Source organism: Mycobacterium sp. P4_H6, assembly GCF_056400845.1.
Window position 1 is genome coordinate 18,291 of the sequence record NZ_JBFUKN010000032.1, and the last position, 22,885, is coordinate 41,175.

A 22,885-nucleotide genomic window follows, 5' to 3' on the forward strand; every position below is an offset into this window, starting at 1 on the left:
GTGGAGAGTCTTGATCAGAGCACGTGCGAGCGCTCCGCCGGTGCGGCCGGCGGGGCGTTCAGAGGCCTTCTCGACATTCCGAGCGCTGCAAACCTTTTAGCAACGGAGTCCAGCCCCTCTTGATCTTGAACTGCCTGCGCTCGCGCATGTTCGAGCGTCAAACGAGCGAAGACGCAATCCAATTCGAGCGCGGCGACGCTTTCGGCGGCTCGGGCGTCGCCGAGACGGACAGCGTCGTGCAGTGCGCGCAATGTCACAGCAGACTGGCCACCCCGCGAAGCGGTGCGCGCCGCTTCGCGCGCGGCGGCAATCGCTCCCACCGCGTCCCGTCGCGCCGCGCAGGTCCAGGCCCGGGCCAGCGCCAGTTCAGGGGCGAACAGCATCGACTTCAACCCGTGTCGCGACTCCGCGCGCGAGAGCGCTTTGGCCGCATCGACCGCCAGTCCCTGCTGCCCGAGCGCCTGAGCCAGCAGCATCCACGCCAGCGGTCCCCACGAGTATCCGGTCACTGCCAGCGCGGCGGCGGATTCGCGCAACAGTGGCACAGCCTCGTCGAGGGCACCGCGCACCAACAGCACATCGGCCACCAGTAGCTGTCCGATCGCCCGGGACGGCTGGGCCACTGACACCAGGTCACGCGCCAGCGCCTCGGCGCGATCCAGCTCGCCGGTGAGGATCAGCGCGGTGGTCTGCCCGAAAGCGGAGGTGAACCGCAGCAGCCCGGGATTGCCGGACGCGACCGCCCGGGCGGCCAAAGTGTCGACCGAAGAGAACAGGCCCATCCGGGCCGACGACAACGCCGCCGCCGAAGCCGCCCAGCCGATCGCCCGACGGTCGGCGTCCGGCGTCGCGAGCACAGAGTCGGCGAGTTCCAGCGCACGCTGCGGGCTACCGGCGTTCATGGCGAAGGTGCTCAGCAACGCGTCGACGGTGGTCGCGGAACGCAGCTTGGCGCGTGTCGCGCGCAGGAAGGCGGTGGCCCGCTCGGGCTCGTCGAGCATCCAGAACTGATTGGCCGCCCGGGGCAGCGCCCACGCGATCAGGTCGGCCTCGGTCAGGGTCGCGGGGTCGACCTCGGCGAGCACCGCGTCGGCATCGTTCCCGCGGCCCTGCCAGGCCAGGGCCTGCGCCAACGTCAACCGCGCGGACAGTGATCCGCCCTCGCTCAATGCCGCCCGGGCCAGTTCCTCGGCGGCCCCGAGATCCGCGCGGCCCAGCGCGTCCGCAGCAGCGTCGCTCGACGGCTCAGACACAGCCGCAGTGTATGGCGGGCGRCCATGCGGTCATGGCGAAACCGGCGGTACGTTCTCACTTGTGTCCGAAACCAGCCCGTGGGCCGTCTGCGTGTACTGCGCGTCCGGCCCAACGCACCCTGAACTGCTCGAACTCGCCACCGACGTCGGCCGCGGCATCGCGGACCGCGGGTGGACGCTGGTATCCGGGGGCGGCAACGTCTCGGCGATGGGCGCGGTGGCCGACGGGGCCCGGCAGCGCAACGGGCGCACCATCGGCGTCATCCCCAAGGCCCTGGTGCACCGGGAACTCGCCGACGTCGCCGCCGACGAACTGGTGGTCACCGACACCATGCGGGAACGCAAGCAGGTGATGGAGGACCGCGCCGACGCGTTCATCGCCCTGCCCGGCGGTATCGGCACCTTGGAGGAGTTCTTCGAAGCGTGGACGGCGGGCTACCTGGGCATGCATGACAAGCCGATCGTCATGCTCGACCCATTCGGCCACTACGACGGCTTGCTGAGCTGGCTACGGGGCCTGGTCGACACCGGTTACGTCGGCGAACGCGCCCTGGACCGGCTGGTGCTCGTCACCGATGTTGAGACGGCTCTCAGCGCATGTAGCCCCGGTCACTAGGCTTGACGGCCATGAGTGACGACACAACGCGTACCAGCGTCGGCCTGCTCGACATCGCCACCAAGATTCCCGGGCTGCTGATGGACGCGCCGGCGATCGTGCGGGGTGTGGTCACGGGCATGGGTGCCCGGCCCACCGCCAAGACCTCGATCGGCAAGGTCTTCCAGGACCGCGCCGCGCAGTACGGCGACCGGGTGTTCCTGAAGTTCGAAGATCAGAAGATCACCTACCGGCAGGCCAACGAGACCGTCAACCGCTACGCCGCGGTGCTGGCCGCCCGGGGAGTGGGCCACGGCGACGTCGTCGGCATCATGTTGCGCAACTCCCCGGACTCGGTGTTGCTGATGCTGGCCACCGTCAAATGCGGAGCCACCGCCGGCATGCTCAACTACCATCAGCGTGGCAACGTCCTGGCCCACAGCATCGGTCTGCTCAACGCGAAGGCCATCATCGCCGAATCCGACTTGGTGGAACCGATCACCGAGAGCGGCGTGGAGACCGAAGGCCTGGTCACCGTCGAAGAGTTGCGGCAGGCCGCCACCACCGCGCCCACCACCAACCCGGCCGCCACCGCGGCGGTGCTGGCCAAGGACAAGGCGTTCTTCATCTTCACCTCGGGCACCACCGGCATGCCCAAGGCCAGTGTGATGACCCACTACCGCTGGCTGCGCGCACTGGCCGGATTCGGCGGGCTCGGCCTGCGCCTGAACAGCAACGACACCCTCTATTGCTGCCTGCCGCTCTATCACAACAATGCGCTCACGGTGTCGGTCGGTTCCGCGCTGAACGCAGGAGCGGCACTGGCACTGGGCAAGTCGTTCTCCGCGTCGCGGTTCTGGGACGAGGTCATCAGTCATGAGGCCACCGCGTTCGTCTACATCGGTGAGATCTGCGGATACCTGCTCAACCAGCCGCCCAAGCCGACCGACCGCGCACACAAGGTGCGCGTCATCGTCGGCAACGGACTGCGCCCTGCCATCTGGGACGAGTTCACCAAACGCTTCGGCATCCCGCGGGTCTGCGAGTTCTACGGCGCCAGTGAGGGAAACACCGCCTTCGTCAACGTCTTCAATGTGTCCAAGTCGACCGGCATCTGCCCGAGCCCGGTGGCCTTCGTCGAATACGACCTCGACACCGGGGAACCTGCGCGCGCCGCGGACGGCAGGCTGCGCAAGGTCAAACGCGGACAGCCCGGCCTGCTGCTGTCCAAGGTCAGCAGCTTCCAGCCGTTCGACGGCTACACCGACAAGTCGGCGTCTGAAAAGAAGCTGGTGCGTGACGCATTCAAGGACGGCGACGTCTGGTTCAACACCGGGGACCTGATGCGTTCCCAGGGCTTCGGGCACGCCGCCTTCGCCGATCGGCTCGGCGACACCTTCCGGTGGAAGGGCGAGAACGTCGCGACCACCGAGGTCGAGGCCGGCCTGTCCAGCGATGCGCAGGTCGAGGAGGCGACCGTGTTCGGCGTCGAGGTGCCCGGCGCCGGTGGCCGAGCGGGCATGGTTGCGCTGCAACTCAAGTCGGGGGCCGAGTTCGACGGGGCCGCCTTGGCGCGGACCGCCTACGCGCATCTGCCGCCCTACGCGGTGCCGCTGTTCATCCGGATCGTGCCGGAGTTGGCGCACACCTCGACGTTCAAGAGCCAGAAGGTCGAACTGCGCAAGCAGGGCTACGGCGAGGACATCGAGGACCCGCTCTACGTGCTGGCCGGGCGCGAGGAGGGCTACGTGCCCTTCTATCCGGAGTACGTCGACGAGGTCAAGGACGGCAAGCGCCCGAAGTCCTGAACCATTTCGGCGTGATCCGCTGCGGTCAGCGCAACACATCACGCCGAAATCGCTTGGCCGTAGCCTGGGAGTGTGCAGTTGACAGGCAGGGGTGAGCGCAGCGACGGGAAAATGACGTGGCTGGGCCGCCCGGTCGCCGGTGACCGGGCGATGATCATGGCCATCGTCAACCGCACACCGGATTCGTTCTACGACCGCGGCGCCACGTTCACCGACGAGGCCGCCATGGAGGCCGCCCACCGCAAGATCGCCGACGGCGCCGACGTCATCGACATCGGTGGGGTGAAGGCGGGCCCGGGTAACACCGTGGATGCCGACGAGGAGATCGCGCGGGTGGTGCCGTTCATCGAATGGCTGCGCGGTGCCTATCCCGATCAACTCATCAGCGTGGACACCTGGCGCGCGACGGTCGCCAAACAGGCCTGCGCGGCCGGTGCGGACCTCATCAACGACACCTGGGCCGGAGCCGACCCCGGCCTGCCGGAGGTCGCCGCGGAGTTCGGTGCCGGACTGGTTTGCTCACACACCGGCGGCGCCATCCCGCGGACCCGGCCGTTCCGGGTGAACTACGGCATCAGCGAACGCGGTGTGGTCGACGATGTGATCGCCGAAGTCACCGCTGCGGCCGAGCACGCCGTGTCGGTGGGGGTGTCCCCGGACGCGATCTTGATCGATCCGACCCACGATTTCGGCAAGAACACTTACCACGGCCTTAGTTTGTTGCGCCACGTAAAAGATCTTGTAAACACGGGATGGCCTGTCCTGATGGCCCTGAGCAACAAGGATTTTGTCGGGGAGACTCTGGGTGTGGGACTGACCGAACGCCTGGAGGGCACGCTGGCGGCGACGGCTTTGGCCGCCGCCGATGGAGCAGCCATGTTCCGGGTGCATGAGGTCGGCCCCACTCGACGCGTACTGGAAATGGTCGCGTCGATCCACGGATCGCGTCCACCGACGCGCACGGTGAGGGGACTGGCATGACGGTGCTATCTGAGCTGACACCAGAACTGACCGCAATGAACGAGACTGACGCTGTGTCAGGGCACCGCTGGATGGCAGACCACAGCTTTGGCCGGCCGTCCTGGACCGTGGAGGAGCTGATCGCCGCCAAGGCGGGCCGCACCATCTCGGTGGTGCTCCCGGCGCTCAACGAGGAAGAGACCGTCGCCTCGGTGGTGGAGACCATCACCCCGCTGCTGGGCGGGCTGGTCGACGAGTTGATCGTGCTGGACTCCGGGTCCACCGATGACACCGAGATCCGGGCGGTCGCCGCCGGCGCCCGCGTGGTGAGCCGGGAACAGGCGCTGCCCGAGGTGCCGACCAACCCCGGCAAGGGTGAGGTGTTGTGGCGTTCGCTCGCTGCGACCACCGGTGACCTGGTCGTCTTTGTCGACTCCGACCTGATCGACCCCGATCCGATGTTCGTGCCCAAGCTGCTGGGCCCGCTGCTGACCACCGACGGTGTGCACCTGGTCAAGGGGTTCTACCGGCGGCCRCTCAAGGTCAGCGGCAGYGAGGACAAGAACGGCGGCGGTCGCGTCACCGAGCTCGTGGCACGGCCGCTGCTGGCGGCCCTGCGACCGGAGCTGACCTGCCTGCTGCAGCCGCTTGGCGGTGAGTACGCGGGCACCCGTGAACTGCTCACCTCGGTACCGTTCGCGCCCGCCTACGGCGTCGAGATCGGCCTGCTCATCGACACCTATGACCGGCTGGGCCTGGACGGCATCGCGCAGGTCAATCTGGGGGTCCGCGAGCACCGCAACCGCCCGCTGACCGAGCTGGCCGCGATGAGCCGGCAGGTGATCGCCACGCTGCTGAGCCGCTGCGGCATTCCCGACTCCGGGGTGGGGCTGACACAGTTCTTCGCCGACGGTGACGACTACACCCCGCGCACCTCCACGGTGTCGCTGGCCGACCGGCCCCCGATGAACACGTTGCGCCCGCGCTAGGGGTCTTCCTTGTCACACGGGTAGGGCAGTATCGAGGCGTGACACTGATACTGATGTACCTGGTGGTGCTGATCCTGGTCGGCACGGTGTTGTTTGCCCTGGGCAGTGTGCTGTTCGGCCGCGGCGAACAGTTGCCGCCACTTCCGCGGGCCACCACGGCGACCGTGCTGCCGGCTTCGGGAGTGACCGGTGCCGACGTCGACGACGTCAAGTTCACCCAGACGCTGCGCGGCTACAAGACCAGCGAGGTGGACTGGGTGCTCGACCGGCTGGGCGCCGAACTCGATTCGCTGCGTGGCGAGTTGGACACGGTGCGTGCCGCCTACGGGCTGGAGGACAACGAGGACCGGCCGGCTGTCCACGAGGCTGCGCACGCCAAGCCGGACGAGTCGTGACCGCGCCGGTCGCCGATGACGGACGGATCCGATGTGGCTGGGTACCAACCGATTCCAGCCCCAACGGAGTGCTCTACCGGGAGTATCACGACACTGAGTGGGGCAAGCAACTGCGCGGGACCGTGCCGCTGTTCGAACGGGTCAGCCTGGAGGCCTTTCAGAGTGGTCTGTCCTGGTTGACCATCCTGCGCAAGCGTGACGGGTTTCGGCACGCGTTCAAGGGGTTCGACATCGACAAGGTCGCCCGGTTCACCGACCGCGACATCGCCCGGCTGATGGAGGATGCCGCAATCGTGCGTAACCGCGCGAAGATCGAGGCCACCATCAACAACGCCCGCGCCATCGCCGACCTCGACATCGACCTCTCCGATTTGCTGTGGTCGTTCGCACCCGCGGTGAGAACCCGCCCCGCGGAGCTGTCCGCGGTGCCCGCCATCACGCCGGAATCCACAGCGATGGCCAAGGAACTCAAGCGTCGGGGCTTTCGTTTCGTCGGCCCCACGACGGCCTACGCGTTGATGCAGGCAACGGGAATGGTCGACGATCACATCGCCTCATGCTGGGTGCCCGCGGCGGCGTGAGCGTTATCTTTCCGGTCACGGTCGGTGCGTTTCGCCGGGTCTTTTCACACTGCAGCGACGCAATAGGGAACAATAGGTTTAGTTCAGTAGCAATTCTGTGCCGGTTGACGCCGGCTTGATCGGGTCCGTTCAGTGCGGGCCGGCTCATGCGGAGGGAGCACACGATGGCGGCGATGAAGCCCCGGACCGGTGACGGTCCATTGGAAGCGACCAAAGAGGGGCGCGGCATCGTGATGCGGGTACCACTGGAAGGCGGAGGGCGGCTCGTCGTCGAGCTCACCCCCGATGAGGCCGCCGCACTGGGCGACGAGCTCAAGAACGTGACGAGCTAACTAGCTCGTCACCACGTTGTAGATCGCAAGGGTCTCCTCGGCGATACGCGCCCAGGAGAACTCTTCGATACAACGCTGCCGCCCGGCCTCGCCGTAGCGGCGTGCCCGGTCGGGTTCGGCAACCAGTGCGTTGACCGCATCGGCCAGGTGGGTCTCGAAGAACACCGTGTCGTTGGCGTCGTAGTGCACCAGCAACCCGGTTTCGTGATCGGCCACCACCTCGGGAATGCCGCCGACGTCGGAGGCGACGACGGCCGTCGAACAGGCCATCGCCTCGAGGTTGACGATGCCCAGCGGTTCATACACCGAAGGGCACACGAAAACCGTTGATGCCGACAAAATTTCGCGAATCTTGCCGGTCGGCAGCATCTCTCGCACCCAGAACACGCCCGAACGTGCGGCGGCCAGATCCTGGACCGCCGAACTGATCTCCGCGGCAATCTCCGGGGTGTCGGGTGCACCTGCGCACAGCACCAGCTGGATGTCGGGGTCAAAGCGGTGCGCCGCGGCCACCAGGTGCGCGACACCCTTCTGCCGGGTGATCCGGCCGACGAACGCCACGATCGGCCGGTTGAGGTCCACGCCGAGCTCGGCCAGCACCGAACCCTCGGGCTCGGGCTCGGCCGGGAACCAGACCGCGGTGTCGATCCCATTGCGCACCACGTGCACCCGCGCGGGATCCAGGGTCGGGTAGGTGGCCAGCACGTCCTTGCGCATACCGGAGCTCACGGCGATCACCGCGTCGGCGGCTTCCACGGCCGTGCGTTCCACCCAGGACGACACCCGGTACCCGCCGCCGAGCTGCTCGGCCTTCCACGGCCGCATCGGCTCCAGCGAATGGGCGGTCAGCACGTGCGGGATTCCGTGCAACAGCGAGGCCAGATGCCCGGCCATCCCGGTGTACCAGGTGTGCGAATGCGCGACGGTCGCCCCGGCGGCGGCATTGGCCATCACCAGGTCGGCCGACAGCGTGGACAGCGCCGGGTTGGCGGACGCCAGCGCGGGGTCGGGCGCCGCGACGATCGCGGTGTCCCGCGGCGCGCCCATGCAGTGCACATCTACCTCGCACAGTCGCCGCAGCTGGGCGACGAGCTCGGTCACGTGCACGCCTGCCCCGCCGTAGACCTCCGGCGGATACTCCCGAGACATCATCGCCACGCGCATGGTGTGCACGGTAACCGGCGAAACTTCGCCGCGCACCCCTCATCCAGTTCACGAATCATGATCAGCGTTCACACGTGTTCCCGAGCGCCCAAACACCTTGACTCGCAGCAGTTCGATCGGGCGATTGGCTAGCCGCACCGCGGCAGGCCAGATAGGTTGGCAGCATGAGGGAAGCGCCACATGTGCTGGGCATCGTCCTGGCTGGGGGGGAAGGTAAGCGCCTTTACCCATTGACGGCGGACCGGGCGAAGCCGGCGGTGCCGTTCGGCGGTGGCTACCGGTTGATCGACTTCGTTCTGTCGAATCTCGTGAATGCGCGATTCCTGCGGATCTGCGTTCTCACGCAATACAAATCGCACTCGCTGGACCGGCACATCTCGCAGAACTGGCGGCTGTCGGGTTTGGCGGGGGAGTACATCACGCCCGTCCCGGCGCAGCAGCGGCTGGGACCGCGGTGGTACACCGGATCAGCCGACGCGATCTACCAGTCGATGAACCTGATCTACGACGAGGACCCGGACTACATCGTCATCTTCGGTGCCGACCACGTGTATCGGATGGATCCCGAGCAGATGCTGGCCCACCACATCGAGAGCGGTGCGGGTGCCACGGTGGCCGGTATCCGGGTGCCGCGCTCGGAGGCCTCGGCCTTCGGTTGCATCGACGCCGACGAATCGGGCCGCATCCGCGGGTGGGTGGAGAAGCCTGCCGACCCGCCAGGCACCCCCGACGACCCCGAGTCGACCTTCGCCTCGATGGGCAACTACATCTTCACCACCAAGGTGCTCATCGACGCCATCAAGGCCGACGCCGACGAAGACACCTCCGACCACGACATGGGTGGCGACATCATTCCGCGGTTGGTGGCCGACGGGATGGCGGGCGTCTACGACTTCGACGACAACGAGGTGCCCGGGGCCACCGAACGCGACCACGGTTACTGGCGCGATGTCGGCACCCTGGACGCGTTCTACGACGCGCACATGGATCTGGTCTCGGTGCACCCGGTGTTCAACCTGTACAACAAGCGCTGGCCGATCCGTGGCGGCTCGGAGAACCTGGCCCCGGCCAAGTTCGTCAACGGCGGCTCCGCCCAGGAGTCCGTGGTGGGCGCGGGCAGCATCATCTCGGCGGCCTCGGTGCGCAATTCGGTGCTGTCGTCCAACGTCGCCATCGACGACGGCGCGATCGTCGAGGGCAGCGTGCTGATGCCCGGGGTGCGTATCGGCCGCGGCGCGGTGGTGCGCAAGGCGATCCTGGACAAGAACGTCGTCGTCGGACCCGGCGAGATGGTCGGCGTCGACCTGGACAAGGACCGTGAACGGTTCTCGATCAGTTCCGGCGGCATCGTCGCCGTCGGCAAGGGGATCTGGATCTAGCGCTCTGCCTGCGCGCGGCGCCGGCGCCACCGCCACACCTGGACCACCGCGAGGGCGACGGCGGCGAGTACGACGAGGATCAACAGCGGCAGCAGCAGCGACACGAAGACCAACCCCACACTGGTGACGTCCTCGGCGGTGCTCAGCACCGGGGCTGCCATCCCTGCCGACCCGATGTTGGCGACCGGGCGTACGGCGGATTTGGTCAGCGACACGACAAGTGCGGTGACGACGCCGATGACGACGCCGATCCACTGGCCCGATGACGCGAAAGCGCCCGGATCGGTGACCGCGGCGGTCTGCGCGGCGGTGCCCGACCCGAAGACGATGCCACCCGCCGTCGGCCGCACGAACGTCTGGATGGCGTCGTTCACCGAGTCCAGCGCCGGGATCTTGTCGGCGACGATCTCGACGGTCAGCAGCACCCCGACGATGAGCATCACCCAGCCGTTCTCCAGCCAGGCCCAGCCCGCGGGCAGCGACACCAGTTCGGTGAACCGCGACAGCAGGCCCAGCGCCAGCAGCGGGATGTAGGCATTGAGTCCGGCCGCGGTGGCCAGCCCGAAACCGGTGAGCAGCTCCATGGATTCAGTATGTGGCCGGACGGTGCCCGATCGGATCAGTTCGGACGGCGGGTGTTCCTGGTGGTCGCCCGCGACGGCTTGTCGTGCCGGGGGACCTCGGGCAGGTCCTTGATCTTGCGTCCTTTTCCGGCCACGGTGGCCAGCGAGCGGCGGCACCGGGGGCATATCGGTTTGCCCTCGATATCGACCGTCCAACTCTTCCCGCTACCCGGGCATGCTTTGTCGGCCATGACCAGCACTGTATCGAGGGCGACGGCGTCACCCCAACCGGTGTGCGATCACCAGAGGTGGGGCACCAACCGGTAGCGCACTGTTGCCATGTATTCGGGGTAGCCGGCCAGTTCCTCGGTGAGCATCTGCTCCTCGTCGCGGATGCGTGCCGCGATCACCGGTGCCGAGGCCACCACGCCGAGCAGGCCCCACAGCGAATCCAGGGCCAGCGGGGTGCCGATCATCATGACGGCCGCGCCGGTGTACATCGGGTGGCGCACCAATCCGTAGAGCCCCGTGGACACCAGTGGCTGGTCGGCCTCGACCTGTACGGTCGCCGCCGCATAGTTGTTCTGCACGACGACGAGTTGGGCGGCACTGAGCCCGACGGCGACCAGGACATTGCCGACGATGACCAGCCACACCGGGACCTGCGACCACCCGAAGCGGTGATCGAGCGCCGAGAGCACGAACGTCGCGACCACCAGCGCCAGCGTGAGGGTCATGATGATGCGTTGCGCCGGGCGGTTTTCGGCGGTGGGGCCGGCCTTCATTCGCCGGGCCAGGGCGTCCGGGTGGCGGACGGCCAGATAGATGCTCGGCAGGGTGGTCGTCGCGATGAACACCGCCAGGAAGACCCACGCCTGCCAGTAGTCGAAGGTGCCGGCCGGCCAGAACAGGACGGCGACGAAGAAGACCAGCCCGAGGACCGTCTGTGCGATGAATTTCATACCGCGTCCCTTGTTCGGTAGATCCACCCGGCCAGCAGCGTCCCGGCGGCCGCGACGGCCACCATCGTCGCCAGCGCGGTGAGCGGGAAATCGGTCGGTGCGGTCGTCTGCCCGACAGGGGAGGCGTCCAGCAGCCATCGCGGCAACCGCAGCAGCGCACCGAGATACAGCGACACCACCACGAATGCCACGGCCAGCCAGCCGATCCAGGGCCGGCGCAGCGCGACCGCGAGCGCGGCGATCGCGGCGAGCACCGCCATGGCCGGCAGGAAGGCCAGACCGGCCAGGGTCAGCCGCCACACGGTGGCCGGCTCGCCGACGGTCAGACCGGCGCCCAGACCATTGCCCAGCCCCGCGCAGAGCAACAACGCGGCCGCACCGGTCAGCGCCGCGGCCACCGACGTCAACAGCCACTGCCAGCGCGACACCGCGGCGGCCAGCACCGGCTCGGACAGCCCGGATTCCTCGTCGCTGTAGGTGCGCAGCACGGCGGCGACCACATAGGCGCCGGTTGCCGCCGCCAGGAACTGCGACATGGTGGTGTAGACACCGTCGGTGCCCGACACGGCGAGCACCCGCGCCAGCAGTTCGTTCTCCTGCGCCGCATTCAGCAGCGATTTCGTCATCGATCCGAATGCCAGACCGCCCAGGAACAGTCCGACGCTCCAACCGATCAACTGGCCGCGTTGCAGGGTCAGGTGCAGGACAAAGACATTGGGTATCGCGTGTGCGTCGGGACGTTCGCCGCTGGACCTGATGATGCCGTCGTCGTACTGGCGCCGGGATTCCAGCATCACGGCGGTGGCCACCAGCATTGCGGTGAGCCCGATCAGCATGAGCAGCGGCCACCAGCGCACGTCCACGAAGGACCGCATCTGCTGAGCCCAGGCGATGGGGGAGAACCAGCTCAGGGCGCTGCCCGAGGGGTCGATGACATCGCCGATGCCGCGGACCAGCACGGCCAGTGCGAGGGCGCCCATCGCCGCCCCCGTCGCGGTGCGTGCCTGCCGCCACAGCTGGGCGGTGACGGCCGCCAAGGCGCCGAAAACTGTTGCCGCCCCGGTGATACCGAGACTGAGCGCCGCACTGTCCGGGACGGCGAAACCGTAGCCGGCGAGCGCCACGGTCATCGTGACCGCGAGTACGGCATTGACCGCGCCCACCAATGTCAATGCGGAGATGGTGCGGGCGTGCCTGCCGACCACCGAGGACAGCACGAGCTCTGCTGCGCCGCTCTCCTCGTCGCGGCGGGTGTGCCTGACGACGGTGAGGATGGCCAGGATCGAGGTGGCCACGATCATGGTGAGCATCAGTTCGTTGGCGATCATGGCGCCCAGTGCGGTCTCGTTGCCGCCGAACATCGGGCCGCCCATGATGGTCCCGGCCGGTGTCTGCATCAGGTTGATGCGGGCAAGACGTTGTTCCTCGCCCGGGTAGGCCACCTCGAGGGCACCCGGGGTGTAGGCCATCATCAGGGTGAGCAAGGCCAGCCACACCGTGAGCCGGATGCGGTCGCGGCGCAACGCCAGTCGGAGCAGGGTGCCGGTGCCGGTCAACGATGACTGCGCGGCGCCGGCCCGGTGGTCGGCATGCGCGACGGGGGTGCTCACCTAGCTCACCCCCTGATACTCGCGCAGGAACAGGTCTTCCAGTGAGGCCGGCGCCACGGCGAGTTCGTCGATACCGAGGCCGGCTAGGCGGTCCATGGTGGTGTCGAGATCGGCGCGGTCCACCGAGAAGCTGATCTGCCCGTCCTGCGCCGCGAAATCGTGGACGAAGGGCAGCTCGTGCATCTGTGCACCATCACCCCGGGTGCGGGCGGTGACGGTGGTGCGCATCAGGTGGCGCAGTTCGGTGAGCGTGCCGGAACGGACGGTGCGCCCGGAACGGATGATGGTGACGTTGTCGCAGAGCTTTTCGACCTCGGCGAGGATGTGGCTGGACAGCAGTACCGCCGCGCCGCGGTCGGCCACCTCGGCAACGCAGTGCTGAAAGTTCTTCTCCATCAACGGGTCCAGGCCCGAGGTCGGCTCGTCGAGGATGTACAGCTCGGCGTCGGTGCTGAACGCGGCGACGATGGCGACCTTCTGCCGGTTGCCCTTGGAGTAGGTGCGGGCCGATTTGTGCGGGTCCAGCTCGAACCGCTGGATCAGCTCATCGCGGCGGCGGGTGTCGACCTGGCCGCCGCGCAGACGGGCGAGGAAGTCGATGGCCTGTGCGCCGGTCAGATTGGGCCAGAGCGTGACATCACCCGGCACGTAGGCGATCCTGCGGTGCAGCGCGACCGCGTCGTGCCAGGGGTCACCGCCCAGCAGTCGCACGGTGCCGCTGTCGGCGCGCAGCAGGCCGAGCAGGATCCGGATGGTCGTCGACTTTCCGGCGCCGTTGGGTCCGAGGAATCCGGCGACATCGCCGGGGGCGACGGTCAGGTCCAGTCCGTCCAGTGCCGTGCTCCGGCCGAATCTCTTGGTCAGCGCGCTGATCTCGACTGCGTTGGTCATCACTGCTCTCCTTGTTCGGGTGCACTGAAGGCGACGCCTTTTTCGCGCTGGGCCACGAAGGCGTCGTACATCGTGGAGTCGGTCATCAGGCCGTTGCTGTAGACCTCCAGGGCGGGCAACACCATGTCTTCGGCGTAGTCGCGCAGCACCGCCCGCACGTCGGATGGGTTGTCGTGCAACTGCAGATAGAGCAGGAACCCGCCGCCGCCCATCATTCCGAGGTACTTGGCCCGCGCCTTGGGGTCTCGGCTGGGTTTGAGCGTCCCGGCCCGCACGCCCGCCTCCAGGTACTCCTCGGTGTTCTCCAGCATCTTCTGCCAGAAGCCTTTCGCGAGTTCGCTGCCGGACTGCATGCTGCGCACCAGGTAGGCCATCATCGGCGCGTAGTGCTCGATCTCGGCCATCTGGGCGAGCCATGTTGCCGGATCGGAGGATTGGATGGATTCCGATTTCGCGCTGCGGATCTGCTCGGCGATGTAGTCGTCACAGGCCTTGCGCAGGCCGTCCTTGGAGCCGAAGTGATGGATGACCAACCCGGCGCTGACTCCGGCGGCGGTGGCGATCGCCCGCACACCGGTGTTGAACCCGTGCTCGCCGAACTGTTGGATCGCGGCGTCGCGGATCCGCGCGGTGGTGGTCAGATCGTCGGCTGAACGCATGTTCAACAGACTAAACGCGCGTTCAGTCGAGCGTCAAGGGTGTTTGGCCGCGAGATTGCGGTTGCCGCGTGGACGTGCGAGTGGACCCCGCGGCACGTGCAATCTCGCGGGGAACTGCTTGTGGAAAGGAGCTAGTCGCGCGCCGCGGCGAGCAGGCCGTCGCCCAGCGGAATCAGCACCGGGGTGAAGCGCTCGTCTTCGGCGATCRGGCGGGCGGCCTCGCGCACCGCGGCGACCTCGGCGTCGTTGGCCGAGGCATCCCCGGCGCGCCCACCGAGTGCGGCGCGGTGCACCACGATCGCCCCGCCCGGGCGCAGCAACCGCACACCTTCGGCGACGTACTGCGGCTGGTCGGCCGGGGCGGCGTCGACGAACACCAGGTCATAGGACTCGTCGGCCAGTCTGGTCAGGACGTCCTGCGCGCGGCCGCTGATCAGCCGGGTACGCGATGCCCCGACGCCGGCCTCGGTGAATGCCTGCTTGGCCAACCGCTGGTGCTCGGGTTCGACGTCGATGGTGGTCAGCACGCCGTCCTCACGCATACCGGCCAGCAGCCACAGGCCGCTCACGCCGGCTCCGGTGCCCACCTCGACGACGGCCTTCGCGCCGGTCAGTCTGGCCAGCACGCTCAGCAGCGCACCGACGGCGGGGGTCACCGCGCCCGCGCCGCTGTCCACCGCACGTTCGCGCGCAGCGGCAGTCACCGCGTCCTCGGTGATCGACGCCTCCGCGTGCGAGACGATCGACTGGGCGGCGTCGTCGGTGCTGGCCATGCCCGCAGCGTAGAGCGAACGACGACCGGCGCCACCCCGACACGCCCGCCCCTGATACGAGAATCACACCCGATTTCCGCTGGTTTTACCTGGTCGAACCATGGGTAATCCGCATTCTCAGGAATTGTTCAGTTTGCTCATATGCCAGGCACACCCCGGTCGGAGACGGTACTTCCCATGGAACACGGCGAAAGCTTGCGATCACGGAATACGGATGGCCTCGGCCACGTTTCCATCGACAACGCGCAGACGCCGACCAAAACGGCCTGCCACCTTGATTCGGAGGATCCCACGATCGCCAACGCCGCAGCCTCAGGAAGCGCCGGAAGCACTGTTGCCAGCCCGGTGTCCATGCCCCATCTGGAGCAGTACACCGACGGCGACTGGGTGGAGCCCTCCGATGAACTGACCGGCACCGCGGTGTTCGACGCCACCGGCGACAAGGCGGCCATGCCGTCCTGGGACGAACTGGTCCGCCAGCACGCCGACCGGGTGTACCGGCTGGCCTACCGGCTGTCGGGCAGCCAGCAGGACGCCGAGGATCTCACCCAGGAGACGTTCATCCGGGTGTTCCGCTCCGTGCAGAACTACCAGCCCGGCACCTTCGAGGGCTGGCTGCACCGCATCACCACCAACCTGTTCCTCGACATGGTGCGCCGCCGTACCCGCATCCGCATGGAAGCGCTGCCCGAGGACTACGACCGGGTTCCGGCCGAGGATCCCAACCCCGAGCAGATCTATCACGATTCGCGACTGGGGCCGGACCTGCAGGCCGCATTGGACTCGCTGCCGCCGGAGTTCCGCGCCGCCGTCGTCCTCTGCGACATCGAGGGTCTGTCCTACGAGGAGATCGGCGCGACGCTCGGTGTGAAGCTGGGCACCGTCCGCAGCCGTATCCACCGCGGTCGGCAGGCACTGCGTGAGCATCTGGCCAAGCATTCGGATCAGCTGACCGCCTCCGCCTGAGCGTCGTGGGTGTGAGGCGCGGATTACCGCGCTACATTCAAATGAGCAGTGTGTGTTCAATGGCGCGGCGTTCCGAGAGGAGTCGGGTGATGGCTGACCCGGGCGATGTGTTCCGTCGCGCTTTCTCCTGGCTGCCCGCGCAGTTCGCATCGCAGAGCAGCGAGCCCGTCGGGCCGCGCCGTTTCGGCTCCACCGAGCATCTGTCCACCGAGGCCATCGCGGCTTTCGTCGACGGTGAGCTGCGGATGACCGCGCATCTGCGCGCCGGACACCATCTGTCGCTGTGCCCGTCGTGCGCCGGTGAGGTTGATGCCCAGCGCCAGGCGCGGTCGGCACTGCGCGACGCCTGCCCGATCGCGATGCCCAATTCTCTGCTCGGTCTGTTGTCTCAGATACCGGACCGCAATCCCGAGACACCGGCCCCCGAGGAAGCTCCCCAGCAGGTAGCTGAAGGCGCAGGTCGTGCCCGGCGCAAGCGCCGGTAGGGTTTATGCGAAGAGATTCAATTGCGGGTGCCGTCGATGGCGCGCGCTTGACCGGGGAGTGATGCACGGGTGACCAATCAGGACCAATCGGGCACTAACCCGCGTCTGGCCCCCCGTCCGGTTTCGCGTCCGCCCGTCGACCCGGCCTCACAGCGCGCCTTCGGCCGGCCCGACGGCGTGTCCGGATCGTTCCTCGGCGAGGACAAGCACCGCGACCAGGGTGAGTACACCCCCAAGAACCTGTCCCCGGACCCGGTCCTGGCCGAGGCCTTCGGACGCCCCTACGCCGCGGGCGACTCGCTGCAGCGCCACCCGGCCGACGCCGGCGCGCTGGAAGCCGAACGGGACACCGACGCCGACGACATCGACGATCCGTGGCGCGACCCGTCCGCCCCTGCGGCACTCGGGGCCCCTGCGGCCGTACCGAGCGCTCCGGTCATCGTGCAGGCGCCGCAGGGCAAGCTCGGCGTGCGCGATGTGCTCTTCGGTCGCCGGGTGTCGATCACCGCGCTGGTGATCCTGGCGATCATCGCGCTGGTCATCGGAGCCCTCGGCGGCGTCGTCGGCCGCAAGACCGCCGAGGTGGTGGAGGCCTTCACCACCTCCAAGGTCACCCTGGACACCAGTGACCGTCCCGCTGAGCCCGCCGGACAGTTCGCCGAAGTTGCTGCCGCCGTTGCTGATTCGGTGGTCACCATCGAAGCCACCAGCGACCAGGAGGGCTCGCAGGGCTCCGGTGTCGTGATCGACGGGCGTGGCTACATCGTGACCAACAACCACGTCATCTCCGAGGCCGCGATCAACCCGAGCAAGTACAAGATGACCGTCGTGTTCAACGACGGCAAGGAGGTCCCGGCCAACCTCGTCGGCCGCGACCCCAAGACCGACCTCGCGGTGATCAAGGTCGACAACGTCGACAACCTCAGCGTCGCCAAACTGGGCGACTCGGAGAAGCTGCAGGTCGGCGAACAGGTGATCGCCGCGGGTGCCCCGCTGGGTCTGCGCAGCACCGTCACCCACGGCATCATCAGCGCGCTGCACCGCCCGCTGCCGCTGTCCGGCGACGGCTCCGACACCGACACCGTGATCGACGGTGTGCAGACCGACGCCTCGATCAACCACGGCAACTCCGGTGGCCCGTTGATCAACATGTCCGCCGAGGTCATCGGGATCAACACCGCAGGTAAGTCGCTGTCCGACAGCGCCAGCGGTCTGGGTTTCGCGATCCCGGTCAACGAGGTCAAGGATGTGGCGCAGAAGCTCATCGAGGCCGGCAAGATCTCTCATCCCACCCTCGGTCTGACCGCCCGTTCGGCCAGCAATGACCTGGCCTCCGGCGCGCAGATCGCCGATGTCAAGGTCGGCGGACCCGCGGAACGTGGCGGCATCCTGGAGAACGACGTGGTGGTCAAGGTCGGAGACCGCGATGTCGCCGACGCCGACGAGTTCGTCGTCGCCGTGCGCCAGCTCAAGATCGGCGAGCCCGCCCCCATCGAGGTCGTCCGCGACGGTCGCCGGGTCACCCTGACCGTCACCCCGATCGGCGACGGCGCTCCCTAACATGTTCGCGAATGTCGGCTGGGGCGAGATGCTGCTGTTGGTGGTGGCCGGCCTGGTCATCCTCGGCCCCGAACGGTTACCCGGAGCGATCCGATGGACCTCCGGGGCGGTACGCCAGGCGCGCGAGTACCTCAGCGGCGCGACCAGCCAGTTGCGTCAGGACCTCGGCCCGGAGTTCGACGACCTGCGCGAACCACTGAGCGAGTTGCAGAAGCTGCGCGGGATGACGCCGCGGGCGGCGCTGACCAAGCATCTGCTCGACGGGGACGACTCGTTCCTGACCGGCAACTTCGACAAGCCGGTCAAACCGGTGTCCCCGGACGCACCGAAACCCGCGCCCGAGCCGACGTCACCGGACCCGACACCGCCGGTCACCGGCAGCGAGCCGCCCAGCGGCGCCCGCTTCGACAGCGACGCGACCTAACGTCCGGCGGGGTCCAGGCCCAGCGACATCCCGGCCAGGCCACGCTTACGCGCACCGAGAGCATCGGCGACCTTGCGCAGTTCCTTGGCGGCGGGCGAGTCCGGCGTCGACAACACCAGCGGGACCCCGGAGTCTCCGGCGGAGACCAGGCTCGGCTCCAGCGGAATCTGACCCAGCAACGGCACATCGGCGCCGACCGCCCGGGTCAGGGACGCGGACACCTGGGCGCCGCCACCGGAGCCGAAGATGTTCATGACGGTGCCGTCCGGCAGGGTCAGCCCGGCCATGTTCTCCACCACGCCGACGATGCGCTGACGGGTCTGCAGAGCGATCGCACCGGCGCGCTCGGCGACCTCGGCGGCCGCCGACTGCGGGGTGGTGACCACCAGGATCTCCGCGCCCGGGATGAGCTGCGACACCGAGATGGCGATATCGCCGGTGCCCGGCGGCAGGTCCAGCAGCAGCACGTCCAGATCGCCCCAGTAGACGTCGGCCAGGAACTGTTGCAGCGCGCGGTGCAGCATCGGGCCGCGCCACACCACCGGGGTGTTGCCCTGGGTGAACATGGCGATCGAGATGACCTTCACGTCATGGGCGATCGGCGGCAGGATCATCGAATCGACCTGGGTGGGCCGGTCCACGACACCCATCATCCGCGGCACCGAATGGCCGTAGATATCGGCGTCGAGCACACCCACCGACAAACCGCGCTCGGCCATCGCCGCCGCGAGATTGACGGTGACACTTGACTTTCCGACGCCGCCCTTGCCGGAGGCCACCGCATAGACACGGGTCAGCGAGTTGGGCTGGGCGAACGGGATCACCGGTTCGCGCGAGTCGCCGCGCAGCAGCTTGCGCAGCTCGGTGCGCTGCTCGTCGTTCATCACGTCCAGGGTGACCTTGACCGCACCGGTGCCCGGGACGTCGGTGACCGCCGCGGTCACCTTGTCGGTGATCTCGTTCTTCTTCGGGCAGGCCGAGGTGGTCAGGTAGATCTCGACGTGTACGCCGGCATCGGCGTCGACGGTGACACCTTTGACCATGCCCACTTCGGTGATCGGGCGGCGCAGTTCGGGATCGACGACCTTGCTGAGCGCGGTGCGAACCGCGGCTTCCAGGTCGGTATTAGGCGAGGACATCACCCGCGAGTCTAGGCCGCGCCGACAGACCCACGGTCCGCCGGGCCGCTCAGACCGCGGGGCGGCGTCCGACGCTCAGGCCACCGGGCCGGGCGCGGGGCCCGGTGCCGCGCCGAGCGGCCCGGGAGCCACCGGCGCAGCGGGAGGCGGCGGAGCGAACGGATTGAACGGCGCGGCCGGCGCAGCAGCCGGGGGTGGCGGTGCGAACGGGTTGAACGGTGCGGCGGCCGGAGGCGGGGGCGCGAAGGGATTGAACGGCGCTGCCGCGGGCGGCGGTGCGAACGGGTTCAACGGCGCTGCCGCGGGCGGCGGTGCGAACGGATTGAACGGCGCCGCCGGAGCGGGCGTGTTCTCGCCGAGGCAGAACACCGCGCAGTTCGGGACAGCCGCGGGATCACCCGGGCCCGGCGGCACCGGCAGGCGATCCGCCACATCGGCGCGGCCGAGATCGAAGAACGGCATGACGGCCATCGGGTCGGTCGACGGCAATCCCAGCGCGTTGAGCGGCAGACCGGGCCCCAGGCCCTCGGCATTGGTATCCAGGTGCACATTGCCCATGCCCAGTGCGGGCACCGGTCCGGTGATGGGCGGCAGATTCACCGGCACCACACCGGTGGCGTACGCCGCGGCCCAGCCCAGCACATTGCGCGCATAGGCGACCGAGTTGTTGTAGCGCAGGATGGACGTCATCACCTGGCTCTGATCGCGCATGTTCAGGCCACCGCTGCACAGGTACCGGGCGGCGGCCAGCGTCGCGTCGAACAGGTTCTGCACCTCGGCCTTGCCGTCACCGTTGCCGTCGGAGGCATACCGCGACCAGGTGCCCGGCAGGAATTGCATCGGGCCCATCGCCCGGGCGTAGGTCACCCGTTCGTTGTTGCGGCTCTGCACGATGACCTCGTTGCCCGGCAGGGTTCCGTCCAGGCTGGGTCCGAGAATGGGTTTGACCGCGGTGCCGTTGACATCGGTGGCGCCGCCGTTGGCGTGCATGGACTCGATGCGGCCGATACCGGCGAGCAGGTTCCAGCTCATCCCGCAGGTCGGCGCCGCCGAGGCCATCATCCGTTCGGCGTTGCGGTAGGCGTTGAGGGCGACCGTCGGAATGCGGAGGTTGCCAGGGGCACTCACCACGGCGGCCGGCGGGGGAGCGGACAGTGCGGTGCCCGCGGTCTGGAACGGGCGGGGTGCCTTCACGGCGGCCACCACGCTGACACCGGTATCGCTGTCGGGTGTGGTGACGACGGCCGCGAGCGGCGTCACGGTGGTCTCCAGGACCGGCTTCACGATGGGCGCGGAGGCCCCGACGCCCAGCGTCAGGACCAGCGGGGTGAGGATGGCGATTCCCAGCAATCCACGGGTACTCGGAGCCGAATCAGCCACGGTGCGCATCAGTCGACTTGCTCCGTGCCGCGCTGCAGCGAGGGCGGAGGCTCCCCCTTTGACCACTCAACCGTCCTAGATTTGCGGTACCCGACCGTTTGTGAACCAGGTCACCATACCTAGTCGCATGTCTCCGTGGTGCGGGTATGGGTGGCAAGGATTTTCATCGGCGCGCAGGCGGCTAGGAATCGGTTTCCGGCTCATCGATCGGTGACACCGGTTCGGCGGCGCGTTTGCCCTTGCTCTTCTTCGGTTTGGGTGGCACCAACTCGACCAGCATCTCGCGCAACTCCTCGAGTTCGCGGCGCAGGTAGTCACGGGTGGCCATCTCGCCGACCGCCAGGCGCAGCGCGGCCAGCTCGCGGGCCAGGTACTCGGTGTCCGCCTTGGTCTGCTCGGCGCGGCGGCGGTCCTCCTCCAGCGCGACCCGGTCGCGGTTCTCCTGGCGGTTCTGCGCCAGCAGGATCAGGGGCGCGGCGTAGGCGGCCTGGGTGGAGAAGGCCAGGTTGAGCAGGATGAACGGGTACGGATCCCACTGCAGCGTGAGCGCGAACAGGTTCAGCAGGATCCAGACGATCACGAACACCGTCTGGATCGCCAGATAGCGGCCGGTGCCCAGGAACCGTGCGAACCGCTCACCGAAGCGGCCCGCGGCCTCGACGTCGAACTGCGGGGTGAATCGCCGCCGGGAAGCCCGTGGGGTGTCGATCCGGTCGCTCAAGTCGCCTTCTCCGTGGTGACGATCAGCGACTCGGCTTCGCGTTCGCGCCAGTCGTCGGGCAGCAGATGGTCGAGCACGTCGTCGACCGACACCGCGCCGAGCAGATGGTGCTCCTCATCGACCACCGGCCCGCAGACCAGGTTGTAGGCGGCGAAATAGCGGGTCAGTGCCCCGAGGGTCTGCTCCGGGCGCAGGCTGGGCAGGTCCTTGTCCACGATGCCGCTGACCAGTGCGGCCGGCGGTTCGCGCAGCAGCCGCTGCAGATGCACACAGCCCAGGTAGCGGCCGGTCGGCGTGGCGGTGGGCGGGCGCACCACGAAGACCAGCGACGCCAGCGCGGGCGTCAGATCGGGATCGCGGACCCGGGCCAGTGCCTCGGCGACCGTGGTGTCCGGTGCCAGCACCACCGGCTCGGAGGTCATCAGACCGCCGGCGGTGTTCGGCGAGTGGCTGAGCAGCCGTCGCACGTCCTCGGAGTCCTCGGGATCCATCCGGCGCAGGAACTGTTCGGCGTCGGCCGGCGCCATCGAGCCGAGCAGGTCGGCGGCGTCGTCGGGATCCATCGCCTCCAGGACGTCGGCGGCGCGTTCGGTCTTGAGCTGGCGCAGCACGGCCACCTGCTCGTCCTCGGGCAGCTCCTGCAGCACATCGGCGAGGCGTTCGTCGTCGAGCGCGTTGACGACCTCGAAGCGCCGCTTGGGCGGCAGCTCGCGCACGGCATCGGCCACCTCGACCGGGCGCTGTCCCTGGAACTGCTCGAGCAGCTGGGCGACACCCTGATCGGGCATGGCCAGTCCCGACGGCGTCAGCCCGTGCACGTGCTGCCAGTCCACGGGATAGACATTGCTGCGGCGCCCCAGCCGGCGCTGCGGGCGTACCGCCACCTTGGTGACCACCCAGTCCCGGGTGCGGGTCTGCTCGATACCCAGATCGACCACGACCACATCGAGTCCGGCGAGCTGGTCGAGGTCGGGATCGTCGACCCGCACGCGCGTCTCGAGCACCTGGCCGAGCGCCAGCACCTCACCGGGGCGCTGGGAGAACCGGCGCAGTGAGACATTGCCGGTGGTGAGCGTGACGGCGCTGGGCTCGATGGCGGTGACCCGCAGGATCGGCACGAAAATCCTTCTGCGGGTGAGCAGTTCGACAACCAGGCCGAGGACTCGTGGCTGCTGGCGGACGATGCTGATGCTGACCACCACATCGCGGACACGGCCGATCGATTCGCCGTCCGGGCCGAAGACAACCATGCCCGCCAGGCGGGCCGCATATACCCGGGTAACCGCCGCCATGACT

At 68.2% G+C, this 22,885-nt stretch carries 24 protein-coding genes and 1 pseudogene; 12 read left to right on the forward strand and 13 right to left on the reverse strand.

Annotated features, from left to right (window positions below; all coding sequences use genetic code 11):
- Positions 1 to 14: 14 nt before the first annotated feature.
- A pseudogene (locus tag AC1DTF_RS15320) lies at positions 15 to 1,232 on the reverse strand (AAA family ATPase); the annotation flags it as partial.
- 82 nt (positions 1,233 to 1,314) lie between these two features.
- On the opposite strand from AC1DTF_RS15320, the gene AC1DTF_RS15325 reads away from it, so the two are divergent.
- The 7 genes from AC1DTF_RS15325 to AC1DTF_RS15355 all read left to right on the forward strand — a co-directional run bounded on the left by AC1DTF_RS15325 (position 1,315) and on the right by AC1DTF_RS15355 (position 6,913).
- Complete coding sequence (locus AC1DTF_RS15325) at positions 1,315 to 1,869, forward strand: LOG family protein (protein ID WP_057165814.1); 555 nt, start codon at positions 1,315 to 1,317, stop codon at positions 1,867 to 1,869.
- Between the two features lie 11 nt (positions 1,870 to 1,880).
- Entirely contained in the window at positions 1,881 to 3,656 is a 1,776-nt protein-coding gene (fadD6, locus tag AC1DTF_RS15330) for a long-chain-acyl-CoA synthetase FadD6 (RefSeq protein WP_057165815.1), read from the forward strand.
- A gap of 111 nt (positions 3,657 to 3,767) precedes the next feature.
- The gene (folP, locus tag AC1DTF_RS15335; protein ID WP_477474692.1) at positions 3,768 to 4,637 is read left to right on the forward strand and encodes a dihydropteroate synthase; all 870 of its coding nucleotides are present in this window, start codon (positions 3,768 to 3,770) and stop codon (positions 4,635 to 4,637) included.
- 35 nt (positions 4,638 to 4,672) lie between these two features.
- A complete protein-coding gene (locus AC1DTF_RS15340) occupies positions 4,673 to 5,605 on the forward strand; it encodes a glucosyl-3-phosphoglycerate synthase (RefSeq protein ID WP_156409040.1) in 933 nt (310 codons plus the stop codon).
- A gap of 38 nt (positions 5,606 to 5,643) precedes the next feature.
- Positions 5,644 to 6,000 (forward strand): DivIVA domain-containing protein, encoded by a 357-nt coding sequence (locus AC1DTF_RS15345; RefSeq protein ID WP_057165817.1) that lies wholly within the window; start codon positions 5,644 to 5,646, stop codon positions 5,998 to 6,000.
- Complete coding sequence (locus AC1DTF_RS15350) at positions 5,997 to 6,581, forward strand: DNA-3-methyladenine glycosylase I (RefSeq protein ID WP_477474693.1); 585 nt, start codon at positions 5,997 to 5,999, stop codon at positions 6,579 to 6,581. Before AC1DTF_RS15345 ends, AC1DTF_RS15350 begins: the two co-directional genes overlap by 4 nt.
- Positions 6,582 to 6,745: 164 nt before the next feature.
- Positions 6,746 to 6,913 carry a DUF3117 domain-containing protein gene (locus AC1DTF_RS15355; protein ID WP_005059648.1) on the forward strand — a complete coding sequence of 56 codons (168 nt, stop codon included), beginning with the start codon at positions 6,746 to 6,748 and terminating at the stop codon, positions 6,911 to 6,913.
- Here the strand turns inward: AC1DTF_RS15355 and glgA are convergent, their stop codons facing one another.
- Positions 6,914 to 8,077: a glycogen synthase gene (glgA, locus tag AC1DTF_RS15360; RefSeq protein WP_477474694.1), complete on the reverse strand. Its 1,164-nt coding sequence runs from the start codon at positions 8,075 to 8,077 to the stop codon at positions 6,914 to 6,916.
- 164 nt (positions 8,078 to 8,241) lie between these two features.
- On the opposite strand from glgA, the gene glgC reads away from it, so the two are divergent.
- Entirely contained in the window at positions 8,242 to 9,456 is a 1,215-nt protein-coding gene (gene glgC, locus AC1DTF_RS15365; RefSeq protein WP_057165821.1) for a glucose-1-phosphate adenylyltransferase, read from the forward strand.
- Here glgC and AC1DTF_RS15370 read toward each other — a convergent pair.
- The 7 genes from AC1DTF_RS15370 to AC1DTF_RS15400 all read right to left on the reverse strand — a co-directional run bounded on the left by AC1DTF_RS15370 (position 9,453) and on the right by AC1DTF_RS15400 (position 14,914).
- A complete protein-coding gene (locus AC1DTF_RS15370) occupies positions 9,453 to 10,040 on the reverse strand; it encodes a DUF4126 domain-containing protein (protein WP_057165822.1) in 588 nt (195 codons plus the stop codon). The genes glgC and AC1DTF_RS15370 overlap by 4 nt on opposite strands.
- Before the next feature lie 35 nt (positions 10,041 to 10,075).
- Positions 10,076 to 10,270, reverse strand: a complete 195-nt coding sequence (locus AC1DTF_RS15375) for a hypothetical protein (protein WP_156409041.1) — start codon at positions 10,268 to 10,270, stop codon at positions 10,076 to 10,078.
- Between the two features lie 48 nt (positions 10,271 to 10,318).
- The gene (locus tag AC1DTF_RS15380) at positions 10,319 to 10,981 is read right to left on the reverse strand and encodes a methyltransferase family protein (protein ID WP_477474695.1); all 663 of its coding nucleotides are present in this window, start codon (positions 10,979 to 10,981) and stop codon (positions 10,319 to 10,321) included.
- The gene (locus AC1DTF_RS15385; protein ID WP_477474696.1) at positions 10,978 to 12,591 is read right to left on the reverse strand and encodes an ABC transporter permease; all 1,614 of its coding nucleotides are present in this window, start codon (positions 12,589 to 12,591) and stop codon (positions 10,978 to 10,980) included. The genes AC1DTF_RS15380 and AC1DTF_RS15385 overlap by 4 nt, the downstream gene beginning before the upstream one ends.
- On the reverse strand, positions 12,592 to 13,482 hold the full coding sequence (locus AC1DTF_RS15390) for an ABC transporter ATP-binding protein (RefSeq protein WP_057165826.1): 891 nt from the start codon (positions 13,480 to 13,482) through the stop codon (positions 12,592 to 12,594).
- Complete coding sequence (locus AC1DTF_RS15395) at positions 13,482 to 14,141, reverse strand: TetR/AcrR family transcriptional regulator (protein ID WP_057165827.1); 660 nt, start codon at positions 14,139 to 14,141, stop codon at positions 13,482 to 13,484. Before AC1DTF_RS15395 ends, AC1DTF_RS15390 begins: the two co-directional genes overlap by 1 nt.
- Positions 14,142 to 14,272: 131 nt before the next feature.
- Positions 14,273 to 14,914 (reverse strand): O-methyltransferase, encoded by a 642-nt coding sequence (locus AC1DTF_RS15400; protein WP_477474697.1) that lies wholly within the window; start codon positions 14,912 to 14,914, stop codon positions 14,273 to 14,275.
- A gap of 177 nt (positions 14,915 to 15,091) precedes the next feature.
- On the opposite strand from AC1DTF_RS15400, the gene sigE reads away from it, so the two are divergent.
- The 4 genes from sigE to tatB all read left to right on the forward strand — a co-directional run bounded on the left by sigE (position 15,092) and on the right by tatB (position 18,349).
- The gene (gene sigE / locus AC1DTF_RS15405; protein ID WP_057165829.1) at positions 15,092 to 15,880 is read left to right on the forward strand and encodes an RNA polymerase sigma factor SigE; all 789 of its coding nucleotides are present in this window, start codon (positions 15,092 to 15,094) and stop codon (positions 15,878 to 15,880) included.
- A gap of 89 nt (positions 15,881 to 15,969) precedes the next feature.
- Entirely contained in the window at positions 15,970 to 16,365 is a 396-nt protein-coding gene (rseA, locus tag AC1DTF_RS15410; protein WP_057165830.1) for an anti-sigma E factor RseA, read from the forward strand.
- A gap of 69 nt (positions 16,366 to 16,434) precedes the next feature.
- Entirely contained in the window at positions 16,435 to 17,925 is a 1,491-nt protein-coding gene (gene htrA / locus AC1DTF_RS15415; protein WP_477474698.1) for a serine protease HtrA, read from the forward strand.
- 1 nt (position 17,926) lies between these two features.
- Positions 17,927 to 18,349: a Sec-independent protein translocase protein TatB gene (tatB, locus tag AC1DTF_RS15420; RefSeq protein WP_057165832.1), complete on the forward strand. Its 423-nt coding sequence runs from the start codon at positions 17,927 to 17,929 to the stop codon at positions 18,347 to 18,349.
- On the opposite strand, the gene AC1DTF_RS15425 is transcribed toward tatB, so the two are convergent.
- The 4 genes from AC1DTF_RS15425 to AC1DTF_RS15440 all read right to left on the reverse strand — a co-directional run bounded on the left by AC1DTF_RS15425 (position 18,346) and on the right by AC1DTF_RS15440 (position 22,881).
- Positions 18,346 to 19,488, reverse strand: a complete 1,143-nt coding sequence (locus AC1DTF_RS15425) for an Mrp/NBP35 family ATP-binding protein (RefSeq protein ID WP_057165833.1) — start codon at positions 19,486 to 19,488, stop codon at positions 18,346 to 18,348. The genes tatB and AC1DTF_RS15425 overlap by 4 nt on opposite strands.
- Before the next feature lie 75 nt (positions 19,489 to 19,563).
- Entirely contained in the window at positions 19,564 to 20,877 is a 1,314-nt protein-coding gene (locus AC1DTF_RS15430) for a lytic transglycosylase domain-containing protein (RefSeq protein WP_477474699.1), read from the reverse strand.
- Positions 20,878 to 21,049: 172 nt separating this feature from the next.
- Positions 21,050 to 21,589, reverse strand: a complete 540-nt coding sequence (locus tag AC1DTF_RS15435; protein WP_057165835.1) for a DUF1003 domain-containing protein — start codon at positions 21,587 to 21,589, stop codon at positions 21,050 to 21,052.
- A complete protein-coding gene (locus AC1DTF_RS15440; protein WP_057165836.1) occupies positions 21,586 to 22,881 on the reverse strand; it encodes a magnesium transporter MgtE N-terminal domain-containing protein in 1,296 nt (431 codons plus the stop codon). The genes AC1DTF_RS15435 and AC1DTF_RS15440 overlap by 4 nt, the downstream gene beginning before the upstream one ends.
- Between the last annotated feature and the right edge of the window lie 4 nt (positions 22,882 to 22,885).